Genomic DNA, 20680 nt, shown 5'->3' with positions numbered 1-20680 from the left:
TGCAGGGGGGTTCTCGGAGTCTCCACAGGATGCCGGCCTCTCGCTAGGTTACCCAAGGGTAAAGCCCGACCCGATCAAGGAACCTCATGGAGTCTTCGCTCAACGCCGTCCGCCGTGCCCACGATCTCGACGACGCGCGGGACGAGGTCGCCGACCTCCTCGTCGTCGGCCTCGGCGCCACGGGGGCGGGGGTGGCGCTCGACGCCGCCGCGCGCGGGCTGTCGGTGGTCGCGGTCGACGCCCACGACCTGGCCTTCGGCACCTCCCGCTGGAGCTCGAAGCTCATCCACGGCGGCCTGCGCTACCTGGCGTCGGGACAGATCGGGCTGGCCCGCGAGAGCGCGGCCGAACGCGACGTGCTGCTCCGCCACACCGCCCCCCACCTGGTGAAGGCGCAGCCGTTCCTGCTGCCGCTCACCCCGGCGGTCTCGGCCGGGACGGCCCGCAAGGTGATGACCGGCTACCGCTTGGGCGACGTGCTGCGCGCCGCCGCGGGCACCCCGAAGAAGCTGGTGCCAGGTCCGTCGCGGCTGGACGCGGGCGAGGCGCTCGACCTGGTCCCGGCGCTGGCGGCCGACGGGTTACGGGGCGCGCTGCGCTCCCACGACGGCCGGGTGGTCGACGACGCGCGCCTGGTCGTGGCGCTGGCCCGCACCGCCGCCGGGCACGGCGCGCGGGTGCTGACCCGCTGCCGGGCGCTGGGCCTGGCCGCCGACGGCGCCGAGGTGCGCGACGAACTCACCGGCGACGTGTTCACGGTCAGGGCCAGGGCGGTGGTGAACGCCACGGGCGTGTGGGCGGGCGAACTCGTCCACGACATCGCGCTGCGGCCCTCGCGCGGCACCCACCTGGTGCTCCGGGAGGGCACGCTGGGCCCGCTGAAGGCCGGTCTGCACGTGCCGATCCCCGGCGAGTCGAGCCGGTTCCTGCTGGTCCTGCCGCAGAGCGACGGCCATGTCCTGGTCGGGCTGACCGACGAACCGGTCGAAGGTCCGGTGCCCGACGTGGCCGAGGTCCCCGAGAGCGACGTGGAGTTCCTGCTCGGCGTACTCAACGGCGTACTGTCGAGCCCGGTCACCCGCGACCAGGTCGCCGGGGCGCACGCGGGCCTGCGTCCGCTCCTCGACGCGGGCACCGGCCGCACCTCCGACCTGTCCAGGCGCCACGCGGTGCTCAAGGGCAAGGACGGCGTCGTGACCGTCGTCGGCGGCAAGCTCACCACCTACCGCCGGATGGCTGAGGACGCCGTCGACGCCGCCTGCCCGCAGGCCCGGCGCAGCACGACCGCGCGGCTCCCCCTCGTCGGCGCCACGCCGCGTGGCATCAGGGCGCCGTGGCGGCTCGTCGAGCGCTACGGCTCGGAGGCCGAGGACATCACCGCCCTCATCGCGTCGAACCGGGCACTGGGCGCGAGGGTCATCCCGGGCGGGGCCACGACCTGGGCCGAACTGGTGTGGGCGGTCCGCCACGAGGGGGCGCTCGACGAAGACGACCTCCTGGACAGGCGTACCCGAATCGGGTTGATTGCAGAAGACCGCCAAACGGCCGTGAAAGTGGCACGCCACGTTCTGTCACTTGAGGCCTGAACGTTTGACAACATCGTCTAAGGTTAGGATTACCTAATCTGAGATGATCACGAAGGACGGATCGGGGCAATGGGCAAGGGGTGCGACCACGCCGGTGGGGCGATGCACACGGGCGAGGCTCCCGTGCTCGCCAGCGCCACGGTGGGCGCCCGCCGCTGGCTCCTCATCGAGCACAACGGCCCGTGGGCCGCGTATCTGCCCGAATGCCGCCTTCCGCAGAGCGTGCTGGCCCTCATCGACCGTGCCACCGCTCTCGGCATCCGCTCGCAGCTCATCCGCCGTCCCGACCGTGAGACCACTCAGGGCCCCAAGCCGCTGCACGTTTTCGTCGGATCGTCCACGGGGAACGACCCCTGGCTTGCCGAAGCCTGGCTCGACCACCCAGACGATCTTGACCTGGGCGCACTTGTGGACGGAGCGCTTCCCGAGTCCTGCATACTTGTGAGTGAGCCGGTATTTCTGGTCTGCACGCACGCCAAGCGCAACGCGTGCTGCGCCCGCTTTGGTCTCCCGATCGCGAGATCACTCTCCCGGAAAGAGCCGGGAAATGTGTGGGAAACCACACATGTTGGTGGCGATCGATACGCCGCCAACCTCGTGTGCTTGCCACACGGGCTTTACTACGGCAGCATGTCTGAGGCTGCCGCGATCGTGGCAGCAAACGCCTACCGTGACGGCAAGATCGTTCTTGACCGTTTCCGGGGGCGCGCGGGTCTCCCTGAGCCATCGCAAGCCGCCGAGCATTTCGTCCGGTCACACACCGGCGAGCTCTCGGTCGGCGGAGTGGCCGTGGAATCCTCCCGGTCGGAAGGTGACTCCACCGTGTGCGTTGTGCAAACCAACGCGCCTGGTGGAACGTCCCGTTTTCGGGTAGTGGTCGAGCCTTCGGTGTTCGCGGCACCGTGTGGTTTCGCCTGCGCCGAAGAGATCACGACCTACAGGTTGGCCGAGCTCAAGCAGCTCACCCCGGCTTTGACCTGAGGCTTCGCAAGAAGCCGGGAACACCACGGACGCTCCTCGCGTTGCAAAAGAGGAACCCATAAGCGTCCATTGCGGCACAAACACTGAAATACCTCTTCTCACCAAAGGTGGTTTCTCATGTCTCAGGTACGTCGGCAGCTCGCCCGCCCCCGCCCCAGCTGGGGTTGGCAGGATGATGCCGCGTGCCGGGGAGAGGACCTCGTGCTGTTCTTCGGCCCTGACGGGGAGCGCCAGCCGGAGCGTGACATCCGCGAACGTAAGGCAAAGGCCATCTGTGGCGGCTGCCCGGTCCGCGCGGAGTGTCTTGACTACGCGCTTTCCCGCCCTGAGAAGTACGGCACCTGGGGTGGCCTGAACGAAGACGAGCGCGCCTCGGAGCGCCGCCGCCGGATGCGTCGCGCCGCGAGCGCCGGCATCAGCGCCGTCGCCTAGATCTCTCCACCTCCCCGGCATTTCGCCAATCCTCCCTGGTCAGTGGCTTGCTGGGATGTTCCGTACACCGATGCGGCGGCGGAACACCCAGTAGGTCCACGACTGGTAAAGCAGCACCAGCGGCAGGAACACGACCGTGACCCACGTCATGATCTGCAAGGTCTTCGGCGTGGACGCGGCGTTTTCTATGTTCAGGCCGTTCTCCGAACTCACCGTCGACGGCAGCACATCGGGATAGAGCGCCGCGAAAAGGCTGATCGTCGCCGCTCCGATCGCGACGGCCGAGCCGAGGAACGCCCAGCCCTCCCGGCCGAAGAAGTTGGCCACCATCCCCGCGGCCCACGCGACGATCGCGACCGCCGCGATCCCGGCGCTCCCCCATGAACCTTCCATGACCTGTGCCCAGGCCAGGAACGCGATGGCCAGAACCGCCGCGATGACCCCCGTTTTCTCCGCTACGCCCTTCGCCTTCCGGCGGACCCTCCCCCGCGTCTTCAGCGCCAGGAAGACCGCGCCGTGCGTGACGAACAGGGCGAGCGTCGTCAACCCGCCGAGCAGGGCGAACGGATTCAGGAAGTCCCAGAACGACCCGACGAACTCATGCCGGGAATCAAGGGCGATTCCGCGCACGATGTTTCCGAAGACGACGCCCCACAGGAACGCGGGAATCAGCGAACCCCAGAACAGGCAGCGGTCCCAATTGCGCCGCCAGCGCTTGGTGTCGTGTTTGCCCCGGTATTCGAAGGCCACCCCGCGCACGATCAGCGCCAGCAGAATGAGCAGCAGCGGCAGGTAGAAACCGCTGAACAGGGTGGCGTACCACTCGGGGAAGGCGGCGAACAGCGCCCCTCCGGCGGTGATGAGCCAGACCTCGTTGCCGTCCCAGACGGGCCCGACCGTGCCGACCATGACCTGTCGTTCGCGCTCGTCTTTCGGGATGTACGGCAACAACACCCCCACCCCGAAGTCGAAGCCCTCCAGCACGAAGTAACCGACGAAGAGCACCGCGATGGCGGCGAACCAGAGGTCGTTGAGCGTCACGGATGTCCTTTCCGGGTGCCTACCGGGGTCAGGCGGGCGAAACGATCGGGCGGATCAGGGTGATTGGGCAAGTCAAGGCGGTCGGGCGGGTCAAGGCGGTCGGGCGGGTCGGCGGGTCGGGCGGACCAGGGCGGTCTTGCAGGTCAAGGCGGTCAAGGCTGGTCGGGGCGGGCAGATCAGAGCGGGCAAGCGGGCGGGCCTGGCTATGGCGCCGGGCGATTCAATAGGCCAGGGCGGGTTCGGGCTCGGGGTCGGGCTGTGCTTCGGGCGGGTCAGCGGTGCCGAACACGTACATCAAGCGCATTTCGACGATGGCGAGGGCGCCGTACAGGAGGGTGAAAGCGGTCAGGGAGGCGATGATGTGGCCGAGACCGATGCTCGGTGAGACGGCGTCGGCGGTCTTGAGCTGGGTGAACACGATCCAGGGCTGGCGGCCCATCTCGGTGAAGATCCAGCCGGCGCTGTTGGCGAGGAACGGCAGCACGACCGCCCACGTGGCCACCCGCCAGATCCAGCGTTTCCGGGGCAGCCGGCCCTTTCTGGTCAGCCACAGCATGCAGAGGCCGATGAACGCGGCCAGCAGCCCGAACCCGATCATCAGCCGGAAGCCCCAGTAGGCGATCGGCACATAGGGCGCGTAGTTCCCGGGCCCGTATTTCTGCCGGTATTCGGCCTGAAGGTCGTTGATGCCCTGGACCCGCCCGTCGAAGCTGCCGGTGGCCAGGAACGACAACAGTCCGGGGATGTCGATCGAGAACAGCGGCTCGGTGCCGCTCAGGTTGCCGATCGTGAACAGCGAGAACGGCGCGGGTTCGGCGGTCTCGTAGAGGGCCTCGGCGGCGGCGATCTTCATGGGCTGGGTCTGCGTCATCACCTTGGCGAGCGAGTCGCCGGTGTAGGCCAGCCCCGCCCCCGCGATCACCGTGGTCACCAGCGCGAGCCGCAGTGACGGCCGGAACACCTCGACGTTGCGGCTGCGTCCCAGGTGGTAGGCGCTGAAGCACATCATCACGACCCCGGCGGTCAGCCAGCTCGCCATCAGCACGTGCGGGAAGGTGGCCACCGCGACCTTGTTGGTGAGCACCGCGCCGAAGTCGGTCAGCTCGGCCCGGGTGCCGTTGTTGACGAACCCGACCGGCCACTGCATGAACGAATTGGCCGCGAGGATGAAATAGGCGGACGCGGCGGTGCCGAACGCCACCGCCCACATGCACAGGGCGTGGACGACCTTGTTCAGGCGATCCCACCCGAAGATCCACAGCCCGAGGAAGGTGGATTCGAGGAAGAACGCCAGCAGCGCCTCGATGGCGAGCGGCGCCCCGAACACGTCACCCACGAACCGCGAGTAGGTGCTCCAGGACATCCCGAACTGGAACTCCTGGACGATGCCCGTGACCAGCCCGAGCGCGAAGTTGATCAGGAAAAGTCGGCCCCAGAACCTCGTCGCGGTCAGATAGACGAGTTTCCCGGTGCGGACCCAGGCCGTCTCCAGGAGGGCGACCAGGAGCGACAGACCGATCGTGAGGGGGACGAAAAGGAAGTGGTAGAGCGTGGTGATGCCGAACTGCCACCGCGCCAGATCCACAACGTCCACCCAGTCACCGTAAGTGACCGTTGATCACACGGAACGGAGGCACGCCCGGGTTTCGTCGTCGGTGAGCTGCTCGAACCGTTCGTACCAGCTACCGACGGAACCGAACTCCTCGGGCGCCACGACGGCGACCACCTCGTCGGCCTCCCGCCTGAGCGCGCTGACGGCCGCCGCCGCACCGACCGGCACGGCCAGGGTCACGTGGCTGGGCTCCTTCGACCGGACCGCGCGCAGGGCGGCGCGGGCGGTGCCGCCGGTGGCCAGGCCGTCGTCGACCACGATCACCGCGCGTCCGCGCAGGTCGGGGAACGGCCCGTCGCGGTAGGCCATCACCCGACGGGCCAGCTCGGCGCGTTCGGCCGCCACGACATCCGCGAGATCGTCTTCGCGGATGCCGGTGCGGCGCAGCATCGTGTGGTCATAGACCGGCTCGCCCCCTTCGGCGATGGCGCCCAGACCCAGCTCGGGCTGGAGCGGGTGCCCCAGCTTGCGCGTCACCAGGACGTCGAGGGGCACCCCGAGCGCCGTCGCCACGACGGCCCCGACGGCCACGCCCCCGCGCGGCAGGGCGAGCACGATGTCGGCGGGCACACCCGCCAGCGCGTCCGCGAGGAGCGCGCCGGCGGCCGTGCGATCCGGGAAAAGGTCCACCTTTCGGGGTGTACCCACCCTGGCGAACCGATCGCGGCCGGGTTGACATGGGCCGAAGCCGACCGCCGCGTGTCACCGCTTTCTACGGGCGGTTGCGGCCGCGGACGCTCTTGTGGATGATCTTCCACTTCCTGGTCTCCTCGGCCTGGAGCCTGGCGTCGCTGCGCCGGGCCATCCAGGCGGCCTCACGCTGGAGCTTGCGCCAGCTTTCGAGCCGCCTTTCCGGCAGTTCGCCGCTCTCCAGCGCCGCCAGGACCGCGCAGCCCGGCTCCGAGCCGTGCGCGCAGTCGTCGAACCGGCACTGCTCGGCCAGGTCCTCGATCTCCGAGAACACCCGGTCGACGCCGTCGGAGATGTCGTACAGGCCGACCCGCCGGATGCCCGGGGTGTCGATGACGATGCCGCCGCCGGGCAGCGGGATCAGCTCCCGGTGCACGGTGGTGTGGCGGCCCCGTCCGTCACCGGCTCTGACCTGCTGGGTCTCCATCACGTCGCCGCCCGCCAGGGCGTTGACGAGACTCGACTTGCCGGCGCCGGAGGCGCCCAGGATCACGGCGGTCCGCGACCCCATCAGGTAGGAGCGGATCGCCTCCACCCCGTCGCCGGTGAACGACGAGACGGCGTGCACGTCGACGCCCGGGGCGGCGTTCCTGACGTCGTCGAGGAGGTCGTCGAGGCCCTGGTCGAACAGGTCGGCCTTGGTGATCACGACGACCGGGGTGCCGCCGCTCTCCCAGGCGAGCGCGGTCAGGCGCTCGATCCGGCCGAGGTCGGCGAAGTCGGTGGCGTGCATGGCCGGTTCGGCGACGAACACGACGTCGACGTTGGCGGCCAGCACCTGGCCCTGTCCGTCGCCCGACAGTCCCCCGCGAGAGTCACGGGACACGCCACCCCGGACGAAGGCGGTGGTGCGGTGGAGCACCTCGTCGAGTTCGTAGCGGCCCTCGGCGAGGAGCCTCAGTGCCACCCAGTCGCCCACGCAGGGCAGCGTGGTCGGGTCGGCGGCGGAGGAGCGGCGCACCCGGGCGCCGTAGTGGACCTGGAACTGGCCCTGTTCGGTGATGACCTCGGCCGCGCCGCGGTGCACCTGCGAGACCCGGGCCGGGATCGTGTCGGCGGGAAGCGCGCGGGAGTCGTCCCAGCCGAGAAGAGAAAGGTCGAAAACGATCGGGTTGAAGAACACTTCGGGTGAAACCCTTCAGGATGAAACAGGCCCCGCGTGCGTCAGCGGGCGGCCCGGAGGTGAATGGACGGCATGCTCAGGAGAAAGACCCGCATGTTGTCGCCACCTCCCTGAAGGAACAGAGCCGGTTCGTTCCGGCCTCGCAGAACGATACGCACCCCCGAACGACCCGCGCAACGCATTTTCCCCTCGCCGCACGCCCCGACTTCCCCACCGCCGACTACCTGCGGATACTCCCCGCGCGCCCTCTTCCCGCCACTTTCTCTCGCCCTCCCCGTTCCACCTCCACGCACCCTGTTCGCGTCAACTCCCCGTGCCGCCTCCCCGTGCCGCCTCCCCAAATCCAGAAATTTCCGGGTACGACAAAGCCCCGGTCTCCTCTGGGAGACCGGGGCTTGCTCGGTATGTGACTAGCTGAGGCCCGGGGCCGGGAAGTGGGTGGTCAGTTCGCGGACCTCGGAGTGGACGCGGACGATGGTGTGCTTCGCCTCGTCCTCACCCTTGGCCAGGGCGGTGACGACCTGGTCGATCCAGGCGCCGATCTGGCGCATCTCGGTGGCGCCCATGCCGCGGCTGGTGACGCCGGCGGTGCCGATGCGGATGCCCGACGGGTCGAAGGGCTTGCGGGTGTCGAACGGCACCGAGTTGTAGTTGGTCTCGAGCCCGGCCTTGTCGAGGGCCTGGGCGGCCGGCTTGCCGCCGACGCCCTTGGGCGTGAGGTCCATCAGGATCAGGTGGTTGTCGGTGCCGCCCGAGACCAGGTCGAAGCCGCGGCCGAGCAGTTCCTCGGCCAGCGCCCGGCTGTTGACGACGATCTGGCGCGCGTAGTCCTTGAACTCGTCGGTCGCGGCCTCGCGCAGCGCCACCGCGATCGCGGCGGTGGTGTGGTTGTGGGGGCCGCCCTGGAGGCCGGGGAAGACGGCCTTGTTGAGGGCGGTGGCGTGTTCGTCGGAGGTGGCCATGAGCATCGCGCCACGCGGACCGCGCAGGGTCTTGTGGGTCGTGGTCGAGATCACGTCGGCGTGGCCGACGGGCGAGGGGTGGGCGCCACCGGCGACCAGGCCCGCGATGTGGGCGATGTCGGCCGCCAGGACGGCGCCGACCTCCTTGGCGATCTCGGCGAAGGCCGGGAAGTCGATCGTGCGGGGGATGGCGGTGCCGCCGCAGAAGATCAGCTTGGGGCGCTCCTTGAGGGCGAGCTCGCGGACCTCGTCCATGTCGACCATGCCGGTGTCGCGGCGGACGCCGTAGCGGACCGGGTTGAACCACTTGCCGGTGGCGGAGACCGACCAGCCGTGGGTCAGGTGGCCGCCGAAGGGCAGGCCCATGCCCATGACGGTGTCGCCGGGCTGGAGGAAGGCCATGTAGATCGCGAGGTTGGCGGGCGAGCCCGAGTAGGGCTGAACGTTGGCGTGGTTGACGCCGAACAGCGACTTGGCCCGCTCGATGGCCAGGGTCTCGATCTGGTCGATGACCTGCTGGCCCTCGTAGTAGCGCTTGCCCGGGTAGCCCTCGGAGTATTTGTTGGTCAGCACCGTGCCGGTGGCCTGGAGGACCGCCTTGGAGACGTAGTTCTCCGAGGCGATGAGCTTGATCGTGTCGATCTGGCGGCGTTCCTCGGCCGTGATCAGTTCGGCGATCTCGGGGTCGACGGCGTTGAGCGAGTTCTCGGACATAGAGCGCCTTCCTCGGAATTCGACGACTGCGTCGACCCAGGCGCACGGCCGACGCGGTTTCCGCTCCCCGGTGGTGCCCCACCTCATAGCGCCAGTAGCGAGACCTTCACCCTATCGGCTGTCGGTGTGGGCGCGGGCATTGCCCGGCAGGGGCCACAGCCGGTCGATCTCGGCGTTGAGGGTGGCCCCGATGAGCACCGCGAGGGCGGTGATGTAGAGCCAGAGCAGCACCGCGATCGGCGCGGCGAGCGAGCCGTAGATCGACAGCGGGTCGAACCAGGCGGCCAGCACCTCGCGCAGCACGGCCGCGCAGATGATCCAGATCAGCAGCGCCAGCAGGGCGCCGGGGACCTCGCGCCACCATTTCGTCCGCATCGGGACGCTCACGTGGTAGAGCAGCGTGAGCATCAGCACCGACCCGGCCACCACGACCGGCCAGTAGAAGATCGAGATGAGCGGTTCGTAGCTCGGCAGGGCGGTCATCAGCAGGGTCGGGCCGACGACCAGGATCGGCATGACGACCAGGCCGATCAGCAGGGCGGCGAGATAGAGGCCGAAGCTGAAGATCCGGGTGCGGATGATGCCGCGGGTCTCGCCCATGCCGTAGGCGATCGAGATCAGGTCGACGTACACGAAAAGGGCCCGTGACCCCGACCACAGCGAGAGCAGGAAGCCCACCGAGATGAGGGAGACCTCGCCGCCGTTGAAGACGTTGTTGAGCAGCGGCTCGACCACGCGGTGGACGGCGTCGGGGGTGAACAGCAGATTCGCGTGTTCGATGACCGACGCCTTGACGTCGGTGATCGTGTCGGGGCCGAGCAGCCCGGAAAGGTGACCAAGAACACCCAGGAGCCCGAGGACGAACGGCGGCAGCGACAGCAGCGCGAAGAAAGCCGCCTCGCCCGCGAGCCCGGTGACCCGGTAGTTGACCCCGGCCATGGTCGTGGCCTTGACCAACGCCCAGAAGCCGCTTCCGGCGAACTTCTCCATGCCCATGCGGGCGCGCTCCATCCCGGCGCGGGACCGGTGCCCGAACCAGTGGCGACGAGACCGGCGCCGGGGCGCGTTCGCGGAGGTCATCGGCGTTAACATTACGGGACCTCCGGTGTCTCACTGTTGCGTCCCACACTCTGGACGTGAACTTGGACATGAACTACCCGCGAGGTATTGTTACGGACATGCCAGTGGACCCGATGCTCGTCGTGCGCCGTCACGTCGACCTTCAGCGCGTCCGCAGCGCCATCTGTATCGACGCCCGTTGATCGCCGCCCCTTCTTTCTGTTAAGGGCGCGTGACAGGCGTCGTTTTTTTGCCCCCGCACTCAATGCCGAGGCGGGAGGAACGGCCTGGACGCGCGCGACCACCACTGGAAAGGTCCCGCATGAGCACCCCGGCCCGCCCGGCTAACCGCCACCACAAGCGCCCGCGAGGCGAAGGTCAGTGGGCTCTCGGCTACAGCGAGCCCCTGAACAAGAACGAAGAGAACAAGAAGAACGACGACGGCCTCAACGTCCGTCAGCGGATCATCGACATCTACTCGAAGCGCGGCTTCGACTCGATCGACCCCGCCGACCTGCGCGGACGCATGCGGTGGTACGGCCTCTACACCCAGCGCAAGCCCGGGATCGACGGCGGCAAGACGGCGATCCTGGAGCCCGAGGAGCTCGACGACAGCTACTTCATGCTGCGCATCCGCATCGACGGCGGCCAGCTCGACCTCAACCAGCTCCGGGTGATCGCCGGGATCTCCAACGACTTCGGCCGGGGCACCGCCGACATCACCGACCGGCAGAACGTCCAGCTCCACTGGGTCGAGATCGAGTCGGTCCCGGAGATCTGGGAGCGCCTTGAGGCGGTCGGCCTGTCGACCACCGAGGCCTGCGGCGACACCCCGCGCGTGATCCTGGGCTGTCCCGTGGCGGGCATCGACTCCGCCGAGATCATCGACGGGCGTGAGCAGATCCGCGAGGTGTTCGACCGGTTCATCGGTGACAAGGCGTTCTCGAACCTGCCGCGCAAGTTCAAGTCGGCGATCAGCGGCTGCGCCGCCCACTGCACCGTCCACGAGATCAACGACGTGGCGTTCGTCGGCGTGGTGAACGAGGCCGGCGAGGCCGGGTTCGACGTCTGGGTCGGCGGCGGCCTGTCGACCAACCCGATGATCGGCAAGCGGCTCGGCGCGTTCGTCCGCCCCGACCAGGTGGCCGACGTCTACGGCGGCGTCATCAGCATCTTCCGCGACTACGGCTACCGGCGCCTGCGCCACCGGGCCCGCATCAAGTTCCTGGTGAACGACTGGGGCGCCGAGAAGTTCCGCCAGATCCTCCAGGACGAATACCTCGGCTTCGCGCTGCCCGACGGCCCCGCCCCGGTGCTGGCGGAAGGCGCGCGGCGTGACCATGTGGGCGTCCACCGGCAGAACGACGGGAAGTTCTACGTCGGCTTCGCCCCCAAGGTCGGCCGGGTCGACGGCGACACCCTGTTCAAGATCGCCGATCTGGCCGAGGCCCACGGGTCGAACCGGGTGGCCGCGACGGTCGAGCAGAAGATGGTCATCCTCGACGTTCCCGAAGACCGGGTCGAGTCGCTCGTCGACGGGCTCGACGCGATCGGCCTGAAGGTGCGGCCGTCGACGTTCCGGCGGCAGACGATGGCCTGCACCGGCATCGAATACTGCAAGCTCGCGATCGTCGAGACCAAGGCGACCGCGACCACGCTGATCCACGAGCTGGAGAACCGCCTCCCCGACTTCGAGCACCCCCTCACGATCAACGTGAACGGCTGCCCGAACTCGTGCGCGCGCATCCAGGTCGCCGACATCGGCTTGAAGGGCCAGCTCGTCGTCAACGAGGCGGGCGAGCAGGTCGAGGGCTTCCAGGTCCACCTGGGCGGCTCCCTCGGCGCGACCCCCGGCTTCGGCCGCAAGGTCCGCGGCCTGAAGACCACCGCCGAAGACCTCCCCGACTACGTCGAGCGGGTGGCCGGCAACTACGCCAAGCAGCGCCATGACACCGAGTCGTTCGCCGACTGGGTCCAGCGCGCCGACGAAGCGGACCTGAAGTGATGTCAGAGCGGGCGGCCCCCTATTACTGCCCGTACTGCGGTGATGAAGATCTTGAACCGTACGTCTCCGAAGAGGAGTCCTACGGCTGGTACTGCCGGAGCTGCGCCCGGGCCTTCCGGGTGAAGTTCCTGGGGATAGGCGTGCGATCGTGACCCCCCGTGAGGAGAGCGTGATGACCCTGGTGGACATTGAGGCAGATCTGGAGCGCCGGCGCGGCGTGCTCGACCTGCAGAGCATCGTCGAGTCGGCGGCCGAGTTCCTCGAGGACGCCCCCGCCCGAGAGATCATCCGCTGGGCGGCGGCCACCTTCGGTGACCGCATGTGTCTCACCTCCTCGATGTCCGACGCCCTGCTGATCGACCTGGTCAGCCGGGTCAAGCCGGGCGTCGACGTGCTGTTCATCGACACGGGCTACCACTTCGCCGAGACGATCGGCACGCGCGACGCGGTCGAGGCGGTCTACGACGTCAACCTGATCAACATCACCCCGTCGCGCACGGTCGCCGAGCAGGACCGGGACCTCGGCCCGCGCCTCAACGGCCGCAACCCCGACCTGTGCTGCTTCCTGCGCAAGGTCGAGCCGCTGAACCGCGCGCTGGAGCCCTACCTGGCCTGGATCTCCGGCATCCGCCGCGACGAGTCGCCGACCCGCACCGGCACCAAGGTCGTCGAGTGGGACGCCAAGCGCCAGATGGTCAAGGTCAACCCGATCGCCCGCTGGACCCAGGACGACGTCGACAACTACATCGCCGACAACGGCGTCCTGATCAACCCCCTCCACTACGACAACTACCCCTCGATCGGCTGCGCCCCCTGCACCCGCCGCGTCGCCGACGGCGAAGACGCGCGGTCGGGCCGCTGGGCGGGCCTGGGCAAGATCGAGTGCGGTATCCACCTCTGATGCTCCCCCTGGTGGCCGTGGCGCACGGGTCCCGTGACCCGCGCGCCGCCGCCGTGGCCGAGGCGCTCCTCCATCGTGTACGTCTCGCGCGCCCCGGCCTCGACGTCCGCGTCAGCTACCTCGACCACGTCCGTCCCTCCCTGACCACCGCGCTGGCCCCGCTCGACCGGGCCGTGGTGGTGCCGCTGCTGCTGACCGCGGCCTACCACAGCAAGGTCGACATCCCCGGCGCCCTGGCCGGGATCGGCACCCGGGTCGAGGTCAGCCCCACGCTGGGCCCCGACCCGCTGCTGACGGCCGCCCTCGAACGCCGCCTGGCCGAGGCCGGTGCCGAGATCGGCGACCCCGGCACGGCGGTGGTCCTGGTGTCGGCCGGATCGAGCGACCCGTCGGCCAACGCGACCGTACGGAAGGTCGCCCGCGCCTGGGCCGGATCACGGCCGTGGTGGGCGGTCACGACCGCGTTCGCCAGTGCCTCGGGCCCCCGTCCGGCGGAGGCGGTGGCGATGCTGCGCGCGGCCGGAGCACCGCGCGTGGTCGTGGCGCCCTATCTGCTGGCGCCCGGTCACTTCGCCGACAAGGTGGCCAGGGAGACCCTGGCGGCCGGCGCCGACCTGGTCGCCGACAGCCTCGGCCCGGCGCCCGAGCTGGTCAGGATCGTGCTGAACCGCTACGACGCGATCGAAGTGGCCGCCGACCGGCTGGAGTACCTCCGCGCCTGATCATTCGCAGTGGACCGGCTGGAGCGTCTCCGGCGCCGCGCCGCTCCGGTCGAGCACGAGCGGCTCGGCGCAGCCGGCGGGCGGGCTGAACAGGCCGGGATAGCGGAACAGGTGCACCATGACGCCCATCCGGTAGTCCTCCGCCTGCTCGGCGCGCTCCCGCAGCTCGGCCTCGGTGAAGGTCCGCTTCTCCTCGGTGGGGAAGACGCGCACCCGCACGTTGATCGAGCCGTCCGTCCCGGTGGGCAGGACGGGGTCGGTGTGGTTGTCCCAGCGCAGCTCGGTGACCGGGCCGCAGGAGCCCTGGGCGACCAGTGCGTCGTCGACCCACACCCCGGCGTGGGCCTCGTAGCCCGGACACTGCACGAACAGCTGCACCGGGCCCTCGTTCGCCAGGTAGAACATGTCGTCGAGGAGACCCGGCATGGGGACCGACCGCTCGGCCAGCATGTAGACGACCTGCCCGGCCGGGCTCTCGGTCACCCGGGCCATCGTGATGTCCGTGGCGGGGCGCTGGGTCGGCAGCACGACGAATCCGGCGGCCACCAGAACGGTGGTCAGGGCCGCGGTGCCGAGGGCGATGCGGCGCCGCCGGATCCGCTCGGCCCGCCGGTCGATCTCCTTCAGGGAGATCCTGTGTACGGGTGCGTTGAAGGTGTCGTCCTCGAAGAGGTCACGGATCATCGCCTGCTCCAGTCCATGGCGGGGTCGACGCGCAGCTTCGCCAGGGCGCGACTGGCCTGGCTCCGGACGGTGCCCTCCGAGCAGCGGAGGATCGCGGCGATCTCGGCATCGGAGAGATCCTCGAAGTACCGCAGCACCAGCACGGCCCGCATCCCCGGAGGCAGCCCGGCGAGCGCGACCCGTAAGACGTCCCGGTCGCCGAGGGTGTCCTCGGCCCCGGGATCGGTCACGTCGGGTAACGCGTCGGTGGGCACCTCGCGCTTCCACATCCGCCGCCACCAGGAGTTGTGGGTGTTGACGAGGATGCGGTAGACGTACGCGTCGGGGTTGTCGCCCACCCGCCGCCAGGCCAGCCAGGCCTTGGCCAGCGCGATCTGGGTCAGATCCTCGGCGGTCGCCCAGTCGCGGCACAGCAGGTAGGCCATGCGCAGCAGCCGGGCCGACCGCTGCCCGACATACCGCTCGAAGTCGGCCCGGTCGCGCATGTCGGGTTCCTCACCGTCGGAGAACTCATGTCACCGACAACGACGCCCCGGGCCCCTGGATCCGTTGCACGACCTCAGTGGTCGTTGTTGTGCTTCCAGGACCTTCTGGAGTCGCGGAGCGACTCGTTGACCATGCGGTTGGCCTCGCGGATCGAGTCGTTGACGACCTGGTTGATCGCGTGGTTCATGGACCCGTGGCCGAGACTGCGGCGGTTGAGCCACCAGTCGGTCCAGGCGGCCATGTTGCGCCTGATGGGGGTCGCGTGGGAGTCGCCGATGACCTTGATGTCGCCCATGACGACGTAGCCCCGGATGCGGATCACCGGGACGTTCTGGCCGGGCGGCGCCTCGGCCACGCGGACCTTCTTGTCGCCCATGATCGTGACCCCGCTGAGCTGCACGTCGACCCCGTCGGGGACGATGATCTTGATGTCGCCCATCACGCAGGTCGCGACGATGTCGACCTCGTTCGAGCGCACCTCGGCCTCGCGCAGGTCGATGGTCACGTCGCCCATGACCGCCACGGCGCCGATCTCGCTGTCGACCCGCCACTTGCCCTTGCGCTTGGTGTCACCCATCACCGCGACGAACCACTGCCGGGCCTTGCCGGGGGCCTTCACCGGGGCGTAGGAGGGCGCCGGGGCGCCACCGGGGAGGTCGGCGGTGATCTGGGCGAGCTCGCCCTGGGTCTGGGCGAGGTAGGCGGCCTCGGTGCGGTCGGTCAGTTCCGCGAGGGTCAGCCGGCCTTCGGTGGAGGCGACTCGGAGGCGCTCGACGACGGCCTCGCGCTCGCTGTCGGACGCGCGCATGCCGGCTGGTTCGGTCATGCCCTCGAACATAACGTCCCGGGAGCTCCCGCTCGATCCTCCCTTGGAAGGATTCCTTCCTCACCCTCACCCGACCCCGCCCCGAATTCCGGACATATCACCATAAAGGTAGGGTGGAGGGGTGACGATCAGTGAGCTGATGCTCGCCGTGGCGCACGACGATCTGGAGCGCGCCCGCGCCGCCCTGCGGCACAAGCCCGACCTCGACCACGGCCGGGGCACCCTCCCGCTCTACCGGGCCGCCCAGCGGGGCAACGCGCCGATGGTCTCCCTGCTCCTGGAGCACGGGGCCGACCCGAACCAGGCGTCACACGGCGAAGAGGAGGGCCTGCCGCTCTGCGCGGCCGCCTCCTGGGACCACGAAGAGGCGCTCCGCGCCCTGCTGGAGGCCGGCGCCAACCCCGACCTCGCCGAATGCGAGGGCTGGACTCCGCTGATGTGGGCGGCGACGCTGGGCCACCTGGCCACCGCCGACCTCCTCCTCGACTTCGGCGCCGACCCCGACCTGCTCAGCCCCCTGGTGGCCGCGGCCCGGTTCGGCGCCTACGGAGTGGTCTGGACGCTGCTGGAACACGGCGCCACCCCCCTGCACGAGGCCCTGGAGGTCGCCCGCGCCCTCGCGGAGGCCGACCTGGCCGAACTGACCTCCGAGCGGGACGTCGTGGTGACCCTCGCGGCCGACGGGACCACCCTGGCGTCGTCCCCGTCTCCCGAGGGGAACGAGGTCTCACAGCGCGGCCACGCGGCGATCGCGACCTTGCTGGAGGACGCCCTCGGCGAGCGCCCCCCGGTCGAGGAACTGATGCGCCGGGCGGTCCCCTACCGCGACGTGGACGAGGACGGCGAGACCTGGTGGGCGGCCGTGCACGCCATCCAGCGCCGCGCCGACGACCAGACGTTCTCCTCGGCGGTCGCCCTCGTGGACCGCGCCGACCCGATGGAGCGCGACTTCGGCGTGGACGTGCTCTCGCAGTTCGGCTTCACGGCCGGAACCCGGCCCTATCTCGACCGGACCCTCCCCGTGCTGCGCGACCTGGCCGGACGCGAGGACGACCCGAGGGTGATCGACTCGATCCTGCGGGCGCTCGGGCAGCAGGGCGACCCTCGGGTGCTGCCCGACGTGCTGTCCCTGATCGAACGCCCGGGACGGGTGCACACCGTGCGGGATCCCGTGGCGCTGTCGGCGGTGCTGCCCGGCGGGGACGGGGAAGGGTTGGCGGCGTTGATCTCGCTGTCCCGGGACGCGTCTTCCGAGGTGCGGGACTACGCGACCTTCGGGCTGGCGGCTCTGGACGAGGACAACGGGGAGATCCGGTCGGCGCTGGTCGAACGGCTGACCGACACCGACCTGACGACGGCGGCCGAGGCGACGCGGGGTCTGGCCATCCGGGGGGACGACCGGGCGGTGCAGGGGGTGCAGCGGGTGCTGTCGGAGAGCGACGACGTGTACGCCCGGGACCTGGCGCTCCAGGCGGCGGGATCGCTGGGGCTGGACCTCTAACTGCGGAGAGCGCCCCCGGAAGCCGATGCGAGATCTTCGACCACGAGAAGCAAGCACACGCGCCCGATATATCCGTTCATGGGCCGGACAGCGCAGGTGCCGCCGAGCGCAACTCTGCCGCCAAGGCGAAATCTCCTTCGGTTTCCCAAGCGAAGCCGGCTCCCCGGCCGCCGAGCACGAAGCAGTATTCGACCACGTCCGCCCTGATCGTCAGGGCGACCTCCTGGCCCTCGTACACGGAACCGGGGTGGCCCAGCCTCAACGGGAGGTACCAGTCGCCTCCCCCCTCGCCGATCAGGGTCAGCCGGACCGCCCGGTCGCCCAGGTCCAGGCCGCTCAGGACCGCCGTCAGCGGTAGGAGCCGGGCGCACAGGTCGGCCATCGGGTGGAGTTCGTCGGCCACCGGGGTGGGCAGGGTCAGGCCCTCGGAGACGGCGGTGTCGTGGGTGTGGATCCACGTTTCCAGGGCGCGGCCGAGGATCTGGTCGCCGAGGGGGAGGGACAGGCCGCTGGCGGAGATCATCCGCCCGGGATCGGCGTCGGTGAGGGCGTGGCAGAGGGCGTCGGCCTGGTCGCGCCACGACTGGCGGGTCTCCAGCAGCGAGCGAGACCGTTCGTGGTCCTGGAGTTCGCGGGTGCGGGCCATCGCCTCGTCCTCGGTGATCGGCGGGCCGTGGACGGGGGCGCCGACCGCGCGGGACACGAGGCCGTCTTTGGCCATCAGGTGGGTCAGGAGTTCCTGGAGGTTCCAGCCTTCGACGATGGTCACGTCCCAGGCCGTCGCCGAGGCGAAGACGGCGTCCAGCGCGGCGACGCGGCCGGCGTAGGCGCGGGCCCAGGAGACACACGGAAAGGCGGGGCGGCGGCGCGAGGCGGCGGTCGTCAGGAGGCGGGCGCGGCCGCCGGACGGCGGGCCGATGGGGGCCTCGTCGAGAAGGTCAAGGTAGAGGCGGTCGAGGCTCAAAGCGCCTCCTCGTTGAGCGTTTCGGCCAGGCGGCGCAGGGCCAGTCTCAGGCGGGATTTGGCCGTTCCCTCCGGTACGCCGATCTCCACCGCCACCTCGCGGTAGGTCCGGCCGCCGTAGTAGGCGAGTTCGATCACCTGGCGGAGCCCTTCGGGCAGGCTCCGCACCGCCTCGCGCACGCGGACGATCTCGTCGGCGGCGACCACGCCCTCCTCCAGGTCAGCGGGGCGTTCGAACAGGCGGGGGCCGAGAGCGCCGACGCGGCGGCGTTCCTCCGTGCGCACGTGGTCGACGGCGCGGCGGTGGGCGATGGTGGCCAGCCAGGTGCGCAGGCTCCCCCGGCCGGGGTCGAAGCCCAGAGGGCGTTCCCAGAAGGTCGCGAAGACCTCCTGGGTGATGTCCTCGGCGGCGACGCGATCCCTGGTCACCCGGAGGGCCAGGCCGTACAGGAGGGCGGAGAAGTGGTCGTAGAGCTCGCCCAGGGCGGATGCGTCGCCGCTCACGACCCGGCGGTGGAACAGATGGTCGTCCACGCGCGTCCTCCCCCACTCGTCGGCCCGAGCATCGCATTATTCGCCCGAGATGGTCAGATGGATGACATGAGCCATGAAGTGATGAATCAGGTGCCGGTGCTGTCCGGTCACGACGTGGCGGCCGACCCGGCGCTGGCGGCGGCGCTGGCGCGGGAGGGCGCCGACTGGGCCGAAGGCGAGCTGCGGCAGCTCGGGGTGCTGGCGGGGACCGCCAGGGCCCAGGAGTGGGGGCGGCTGGCCAACGAGAACGAGCCGGTGCTCCGTACGCACGACCGCTTCGGCCACCGGATCGACGAGGTGGAGTTCCACCCCGCGTGGCACGAGCTGATGACGGTCGCCGTCGAGAACGGCCTGCACGCCGCCCCCTGGGGGATGGCCCGGCCGGGCGCCCATGTGGCGCGGGCGGCGAAGTTCTACGTGTGGTCGCAGGTCGAGGCCGGTCACGGCTGCCCGATCTCGATGACCTACGCCGCCGTGGCCGCGCTCCGGCACGCCCCGGCGCTCGCGGGCGAGTGGGAGCCCGCGCTCACCTCCCGGAGCTACGACCCCGGCCTTCGGCCCCTGGCCGACAAGCGCGGGGTGCTCGCCGGGATGGCCATGACCGAGAAGCAGGGCGGGAGCGACGTCCGGGCGAACGCGACGACCGCCGAGCCGCTCGGCGACGGGACCTACGCCCTGAACGGCCACAAGTGGTTCAACTCGGCGCCGATGTGCGACGTGTTCCTGGTGCTCGCACAGGCCCCGGGCGGGCTGTCGTGCTTCCTGCTCCCCCGGGTGCTCCCCGACGGCACCCGCAACGCCCTGCGGATCATGCGGCTCAAGGACAAGCTCGGCAACCGGTCGAACGCGTCGGCCGAGGTCGAATACGACGACGCCGTCGCCTGGCTCGTCGGCGAAGAGGGCCGCGGGGTCCGGACGATCATCGAGATGGTCAACATGACCCGCCTCGACTGCGTGATCGGCTCGGCGGCGGGGATGCGGCTGGGGCTGACCCAGGCCGTCCACCACGCCCGGCACCGCAGCGCCTTCGGGAAGAAGCTCGTCGACCAGCCGCTCATGCGCAACGTCCTGGCCGACCTCGCCCTGGAATCCGAGGCGGCGACGGTGCTGATGATGCGGCTGGCCGGGGCGACCGACCGGGCGCTGGCGGGGCAGCCGCAGGAGGCGCTGTTCCGGCGGGTGGCGCTCGCGGCCGGGAAGTACTGGGTCTGCAAGCGGGCGGCCGGGCACGCCGCCGAGTCCCTCGAATGCCTCGGCGGCAACGGCTACGTCGAGGAGTCGGGGATGCCGCGGCTGTTCCGCGAGTCGCCGCTGAACGGGATCTGGGAGGGGTCGGGGAACGTCGCGGCGCTCGACCTGATGCGGGCGCTCACGCGCGAGCCGGAGGCGGCGGAGGCGTTCCTCACCGAGGTCGAGCTCGCCGCCGACCCCCGGATCTCCGAGGCGGTCGGCCGGGTACGCAAGACGCTCGCCCACGCCACCGAGGGCGACGCGCGGCGGCTGGCCGAGGAGATGGCCCTGGCCCTCCAGGCGTCACTGCTGGTCAGGTACGCCCCCAACGGCGTCGCCGACGCGTTCTGCGCCTCCCGGCTGGGCGGCTCGGGCCGGGCCTACGGCGCCCTGGGCGCGGGCCCCGACCTCGACGCGATCCTCGAACGCGTGTGAGCAGAGTCACCCAGGTGCTACGCCCCAGAAACACGGAGGAAACCGCGCGGCAGTGTCATGAAGACGACTCACGAAGGCGTGAGGCGCACCTAGGGTTCCGCTCCCCAGGGAGGCTGGTCCGAGAGGTGCAGGCGGCCGTCAGGCCGTTCCACGGCGGGAGAAAAGCCCGGGAGACAGTCATGACGGCTGCCTC

21 protein-coding genes and 2 riboswitches are annotated in these 20680 nt (G+C 70.0%); of the genes, 10 read left to right on the top strand and 11 right to left on the bottom strand.

Going from position 1 to position 20680, the window contains the following annotated elements; genetic code table 11:
* The first annotated feature begins 86 nt into the window (after positions 1–86).
* From ACYQ78_RS27715 to ACYQ78_RS27705, 3 genes are all read left to right on the top strand, one after another.
* Entirely contained in the window at positions 87–1586 is a 1500-nt protein-coding gene (locus ACYQ78_RS27715) for a glycerol-3-phosphate dehydrogenase/oxidase (RefSeq protein ID WP_459803862.1), read from the top strand.
* A gap of 102 nt (positions 1587–1688) precedes the next feature.
* Positions 1689–2567: a sucrase ferredoxin gene (locus ACYQ78_RS27710; RefSeq protein ID WP_459803861.1), complete on the top strand. Its 879-nt coding sequence runs from the start codon at positions 1689–1691 to the stop codon at positions 2565–2567.
* A gap of 117 nt (positions 2568–2684) precedes the next feature.
* Positions 2685–2999 (top strand): WhiB family transcriptional regulator, encoded by a 315-nt coding sequence (locus tag ACYQ78_RS27705; RefSeq protein ID WP_083958275.1) that lies wholly within the window; start codon positions 2685–2687, stop codon positions 2997–2999.
* Positions 3000–3038: 39 nt separating this feature from the next.
* Here the strand turns inward: ACYQ78_RS27705 and cydB are convergent, their stop codons facing one another.
* The 6 genes from cydB to ACYQ78_RS27675 form a co-directional block, all read right to left on the bottom strand.
* Positions 3039–4040 (bottom strand): cytochrome d ubiquinol oxidase subunit II, encoded by a 1002-nt coding sequence (gene cydB, locus ACYQ78_RS27700; RefSeq protein WP_459803860.1) that lies wholly within the window; start codon positions 4038–4040, stop codon positions 3039–3041.
* Between the two features lie 220 nt (positions 4041–4260).
* Positions 4261–5634, bottom strand: a complete 1374-nt coding sequence (locus ACYQ78_RS27695) for a cytochrome ubiquinol oxidase subunit I (RefSeq protein WP_459803859.1) — start codon at positions 5632–5634, stop codon at positions 4261–4263.
* 24 nt (positions 5635–5658) lie between these two features.
* The gene (locus ACYQ78_RS27690; protein WP_459803858.1) at positions 5659–6282 is read right to left on the bottom strand and encodes a phosphoribosyltransferase; all 624 of its coding nucleotides are present in this window, start codon (positions 6280–6282) and stop codon (positions 5659–5661) included.
* Between the two features lie 82 nt (positions 6283–6364).
* Positions 6365–7465 carry a ribosome small subunit-dependent GTPase A gene (gene rsgA, locus ACYQ78_RS27685; protein WP_459803857.1) on the bottom strand — a complete coding sequence of 367 codons (1101 nt, stop codon included), beginning with the start codon at positions 7463–7465 and terminating at the stop codon, positions 6365–6367.
* A gap of 410 nt (positions 7466–7875) precedes the next feature.
* Positions 7876–9141, bottom strand: a complete 1266-nt coding sequence (gene glyA / locus ACYQ78_RS27680; RefSeq protein ID WP_459803856.1) for a serine hydroxymethyltransferase — start codon at positions 9139–9141, stop codon at positions 7876–7878.
* A 27-nt stretch (positions 9142–9168) separates the two neighbouring features.
* A riboswitch (ZMP/ZTP riboswitch) is annotated at positions 9169–9250 on the bottom strand.
* Positions 9251–9252: 2 nt separating this feature from the next.
* Complete coding sequence (locus ACYQ78_RS27675) at positions 9253–10221, bottom strand: YihY/virulence factor BrkB family protein (protein WP_459803855.1); 969 nt, start codon at positions 10219–10221, stop codon at positions 9253–9255.
* Positions 10222–10289: 68 nt separating this feature from the next.
* Between ACYQ78_RS27675 and ACYQ78_RS27670 the strand changes: the two genes are divergently transcribed.
* The 5 genes from ACYQ78_RS27670 to ACYQ78_RS27650 all read left to right on the top strand — a co-directional run bounded on the left by ACYQ78_RS27670 (position 10290) and on the right by ACYQ78_RS27650 (position 13828).
* Positions 10290–10403: a putative leader peptide gene (locus ACYQ78_RS27670; RefSeq protein WP_459804203.1), complete on the top strand. Its 114-nt coding sequence runs from the start codon at positions 10290–10292 to the stop codon at positions 10401–10403.
* A gap of 119 nt (positions 10404–10522) precedes the next feature.
* Positions 10523–12205, top strand: a complete 1683-nt coding sequence (locus tag ACYQ78_RS27665) for a nitrite/sulfite reductase (protein ID WP_459803854.1) — start codon at positions 10523–10525, stop codon at positions 12203–12205.
* Positions 12205–12357, top strand: a complete 153-nt coding sequence (locus ACYQ78_RS27660) for an Insertion element protein (RefSeq protein ID WP_459804202.1) — start codon at positions 12205–12207, stop codon at positions 12355–12357. The genes ACYQ78_RS27665 and ACYQ78_RS27660 overlap by 1 nt, the downstream gene beginning before the upstream one ends.
* Before the next feature lie 20 nt (positions 12358–12377).
* Positions 12378–13106, top strand: coding sequence for a phosphoadenylyl-sulfate reductase (locus tag ACYQ78_RS27655; RefSeq protein ID WP_459803853.1), 729 nt, complete (start codon positions 12378–12380; stop codon positions 13104–13106).
* Entirely contained in the window at positions 13106–13828 is a 723-nt protein-coding gene (locus ACYQ78_RS27650) for a sirohydrochlorin chelatase (RefSeq protein WP_459803852.1), read from the top strand. Before ACYQ78_RS27655 ends, ACYQ78_RS27650 begins: the two co-directional genes overlap by 1 nt.
* Here the strand turns inward: ACYQ78_RS27650 and ACYQ78_RS27645 are convergent, their stop codons facing one another.
* From ACYQ78_RS27645 to ACYQ78_RS27635, 3 genes are all read right to left on the bottom strand, one after another.
* Positions 13829–14512 carry a hypothetical protein gene (locus ACYQ78_RS27645; RefSeq protein WP_459803851.1) on the bottom strand — a complete coding sequence of 228 codons (684 nt, stop codon included), beginning with the start codon at positions 14510–14512 and terminating at the stop codon, positions 13829–13831.
* On the bottom strand, positions 14509–14997 hold the full coding sequence (locus tag ACYQ78_RS27640; protein WP_459803850.1) for a SigE family RNA polymerase sigma factor: 489 nt from the start codon (positions 14995–14997) through the stop codon (positions 14509–14511). Before ACYQ78_RS27640 ends, ACYQ78_RS27645 begins: the two co-directional genes overlap by 4 nt.
* A 74-nt stretch (positions 14998–15071) precedes the next feature.
* Positions 15072–15824 carry a DUF1707 SHOCT-like domain-containing protein gene (locus ACYQ78_RS27635; RefSeq protein ID WP_459803849.1) on the bottom strand — a complete coding sequence of 251 codons (753 nt, stop codon included), beginning with the start codon at positions 15822–15824 and terminating at the stop codon, positions 15072–15074.
* A 121-nt stretch (positions 15825–15945) separates the two neighbouring features.
* Here ACYQ78_RS27635 and ACYQ78_RS27630 point away from each other — a divergent pair, with 121 nt between their 5' ends.
* Positions 15946–17325 (top strand): ankyrin repeat domain-containing protein, encoded by a 1380-nt coding sequence (locus ACYQ78_RS27630; protein ID WP_459803848.1) that lies wholly within the window; start codon positions 15946–15948, stop codon positions 17323–17325.
* Between the two features lie 76 nt (positions 17326–17401).
* Here the strand turns inward: ACYQ78_RS27630 and ACYQ78_RS27625 are convergent, their stop codons facing one another.
* Together ACYQ78_RS27625 and ACYQ78_RS27620 are read right to left on the bottom strand one after the other, a co-directional pair.
* Positions 17402–18289, bottom strand: a complete 888-nt coding sequence (locus ACYQ78_RS27625; RefSeq protein WP_459803847.1) for a maleylpyruvate isomerase N-terminal domain-containing protein — start codon at positions 18287–18289, stop codon at positions 17402–17404.
* Positions 18286–18822 carry a sigma-70 family RNA polymerase sigma factor gene (locus ACYQ78_RS27620; RefSeq protein WP_459803846.1) on the bottom strand — a complete coding sequence of 179 codons (537 nt, stop codon included), beginning with the start codon at positions 18820–18822 and terminating at the stop codon, positions 18286–18288. The genes ACYQ78_RS27625 and ACYQ78_RS27620 overlap by 4 nt, the downstream gene beginning before the upstream one ends.
* Before the next feature lie 66 nt (positions 18823–18888).
* On the opposite strand from ACYQ78_RS27620, the gene ACYQ78_RS27615 reads away from it, so the two are divergent.
* The gene (locus tag ACYQ78_RS27615) at positions 18889–20487 is read left to right on the top strand and encodes an isovaleryl-CoA dehydrogenase (RefSeq protein WP_459803845.1); all 1599 of its coding nucleotides are present in this window, start codon (positions 18889–18891) and stop codon (positions 20485–20487) included.
* A gap of 78 nt (positions 20488–20565) precedes the next feature.
* Positions 20566–20662, top strand: a riboswitch (guanidine-I (ykkC/yxkD leader).
* Positions 20663–20680: the final 18 nt, after the last annotated feature.

This window comes from Herbidospora sp. RD11066 (genome assembly GCF_054661255.1).
The sequence above is the reverse complement of the archived record's forward strand: the minus strand, read 5'-3'. Positions and strand labels throughout refer to the sequence as shown.